Source organism: Occallatibacter sp., assembly GCF_049510455.1.
Classification (GTDB): Bacteria; Acidobacteriota; Terriglobia; order Terriglobales; family Acidobacteriaceae; genus Telmatobacter.
In genome coordinates, this window is record NZ_JBEKYX010000204.1 from 1 (window position 1) to 2,943 (window position 2,943).

Annotated in this window: 1 protein-coding gene; it reads right to left on the reverse strand. The window is 61.3% G+C overall.

Translation table 11 applies throughout. From position 1 onward, the window contains the following. Window positions 1-1,513 precede the first annotated feature (1,513 nt). Window positions 1,514-2,761: a hypothetical protein gene (locus ABSG47_RS20935; protein WP_424172536.1), complete on the reverse strand. Its 1,248-nt coding sequence runs from the start codon at window positions 2,759-2,761 to the stop codon at window positions 1,514-1,516. Window positions 2,762-2,943 lie beyond the last annotated feature (182 nt).

Consider the following 2,943-nt stretch of genomic DNA (forward strand, 5'->3'; position numbering starts at 1 on the left):
GGTCTCCGTTCTGGCCTTGGCGGAGGGAGCCCGTAGGGCGACCGGAGCCAAGGCCAGAACGGAGAGGCGCGGCGGGTCGGGGGCGTTCTTTGCGGTGAGCATCAGCTACGCGAACAGCTGGCTCTTGGCTTTTTGGATACGGGCTGCGTAGCGTTGGTATCGCTGAGGGCGCCAACGATGCGCCGCAGGGCGTTGACGTTGATCCCCGGGCGCAGGCGCTGTGCTGGTTTATCCAGCCCAAGCAGGGGCTCCAGCAGAGCCTGACAGCGCTTGTAGCGAACGCGTCTGCTGATCACAGCGTCATTGCTGGTTTCAATCAGCCCGTTGTCCCCGCTCCGCCGGGGGACCGCTTTTGCTCTGCTCGATCAGCGGCTTATCTAGCGGGGGAGTGGTCTCCGTTCTGGCCTTGGCGGAGGGAGCCCGTAGGGCGACCGGAGCCAAGGCCAGAACGGAGAGGCGCGGCGGGTCGGGGGCGTTCTTTGTGGTGAGCATCAGCTACTCGAACAGTTTGCTCTTGGCTTTTTGGATACGGGCTGCGTAGCGTTGGTATCGCTGAGGGCGCCAACGATGCGCTGCAGGGCGTTGACGCTGATCCCCGGGCGCAGGCGCTGTGCTGGTGCAGGGGCTCCAGCAGAGCCTGACAGCGCTTGTAGCGAACGCGTCCGCGGATCACAGCGTCATTGCTGGTTTCAATCAGCCCGTTGTCCCCGCCCCGCCGGGGGACCGCTTTGCTCTGCTCGATCAGCGGCTTATCCAGCGTGGGGTTGGCTTCCGTTCTATGCGGTGAGCATCAGCTACTCGAACAGTTTGCTCTTGGCTTGTTGCATACGGGCTGCGTAGCGTTGGTTTAGCTGAGGGCGCCAGCGATGCGCTGCATGGCGTCGACACTGATCCCCGGGCGCAGACGCTGTGCTGGTTTATTCAGCCCGAGCAGGGATTCCAGCAGAGCCTGACAAGCGCTTGTGGCGAACGCATTTGCGGACCACAGCGTCATAGCTGGTTTCAATCAGCCCGTTGTTTCCGCTTCGCCGGGGGATGGCTTTTGCCTTGCTCGATCAGCGGCTTATCCAGCAACTTGGACATCGTTGCGTTGATGAAGCCAGATAGGCCTCCGAGATGCGCGGCGCCGATATCGAGAGCATGGATGTGGTCGACACCCTTGCTCCCCGGATCGCCCCGGCTGATCGCACTGATGCACCGTATCCACGCGCAGATAGCAGGACTGGCCCTGCGGCTCAGGCTTGCGCTGCTCCCCGATCGCGACCGTCGTGAGAGATGTCTTGATGGAGTTCCTGCGCGGCTCGCGGTAGCGCTGGCCGCCGCGCAGGTTGTACAGATGAGCAACGGAGATTCATGTTCGAGAGTGCGTTGTGTTGCCGGGCCACACAACGTCTTGTGCGCTTCGTCTAGGGTGGCCAGCAATTCGATGTCGACTCGCGTATAGCGCCCGGCGAAGCGGCACCGATGGCAGACGGGCTGGCTGGGCCAGCCCGCTGCTTGTGGAGTGGGCGGTCTATGCGGTGAGCTTCAGCTGCTCGAACAGTTTGCTCTTGGCTCGTTGCATACGGACTGCAGCGTCGGTATCGCTGAGGGCGCCAGCGATGCGCTTCAGCGTATTGACGCTGATCCCAGGGCGCAGGTACTGTGCCGGCTTATCCAGCGCGAGCAGGGTCTCCAGCGGAGTCTGATAGCGCTTGTAACGAACGCGCTTGCGGCCCTTGGCATCGATCGCGACATCGGCCTGTGCGCAGGGACGATGATAATTCAAGTACGGATTCAAGTAGTCCCGATAGAAGTCGTTGATCCGGTCTGCGTGACTTGCATCGATGTAGCCGTAGCCGATGTGTTTGCGGATCACAGCCCCATTCTTGGTTTCGATCAGCCCGTTATCCCCGCTTCGCCGGGGACGGCTCTTGGTCTGCTCGATCAGCAGCTTATTCAGCAGATTGGACACCGTTTCGTTGATAAACTCGCTGCCATTGTCGCTGTGAAAGCCGAGAATGCGAAATGGAAACTGGCGCACCATCGCCTCCAGTACAGGCGCAAGATAGGCCTCCGAGATGCGAGGCACCGATGCTACCACCTGCCATTGCGTGACCTCATCGACGGCATCGATGTGGTACACACCCTTGCTCCCCGGGCCGCCCCCCGGCTCATCGCCCTGGTGCACCGTATCCACACGCAGAAAGCCGGGCTGGCCCTGCGGCTCAGGCTTGCGCCGCTCCCCGATCGAGACCTTCGTGGGACGCGTCTTGATGTAGTTCAGGCGACGCTCGCGGTAGCGCTGGCTGCCGCGCAGGTTGTACAGATGAGCAACCGAGATCGTAGCCAGCCGAGCGTACTCCTGCTTGCCGAACAGCTCAACCTCGCGTTCAAGAATCCGCCGCGTCGCCGGTCCACTCAAGGTCTCGTGCGCTTCGTCTACGCTGGCCAGCAATTCGATGTCGGCTCGCGTGTAGCGCCGGGCGAAGCTGTGCCGATGGTAGACGGCTGGCTGGACACGCCCGCTGGCTGTGTAGCGGGCGATCAGGCGCGTTAGCTGTGCCCGGCTCAACCCGGTCATCTTCGCGATGAAGCGCCGCACCAAGCCCCGCGTTGCCTTGCCCTGCAGGGCGTACTCATGTTGAACAAGCAAGCGCTCTACCCAGCAATAAAGCTCCTGGCGATTTACGCTTTCAAACCGAATTCCCTCGCTGGCCTCCACGAACCGGCCAATCGCTTCCAAACTCAAATTTTCTGCTTCGTGCACGCTGATTTTCAATCTCCAGCATGCCTAATCCTTCAGGCTCATCTTGTATTGGAATCAAGCCCCCCCTTCAGGCTCATCTTGTATTGGAAAAGAGTTGGGTTTGACGAATCCGACCCCAGCGGAGACAATAAGAGAGTTGCATCCCTGCAGCATGTGGGCCTGTGGCGCAGCTGGGAGCGCGCTTCCATGGCATG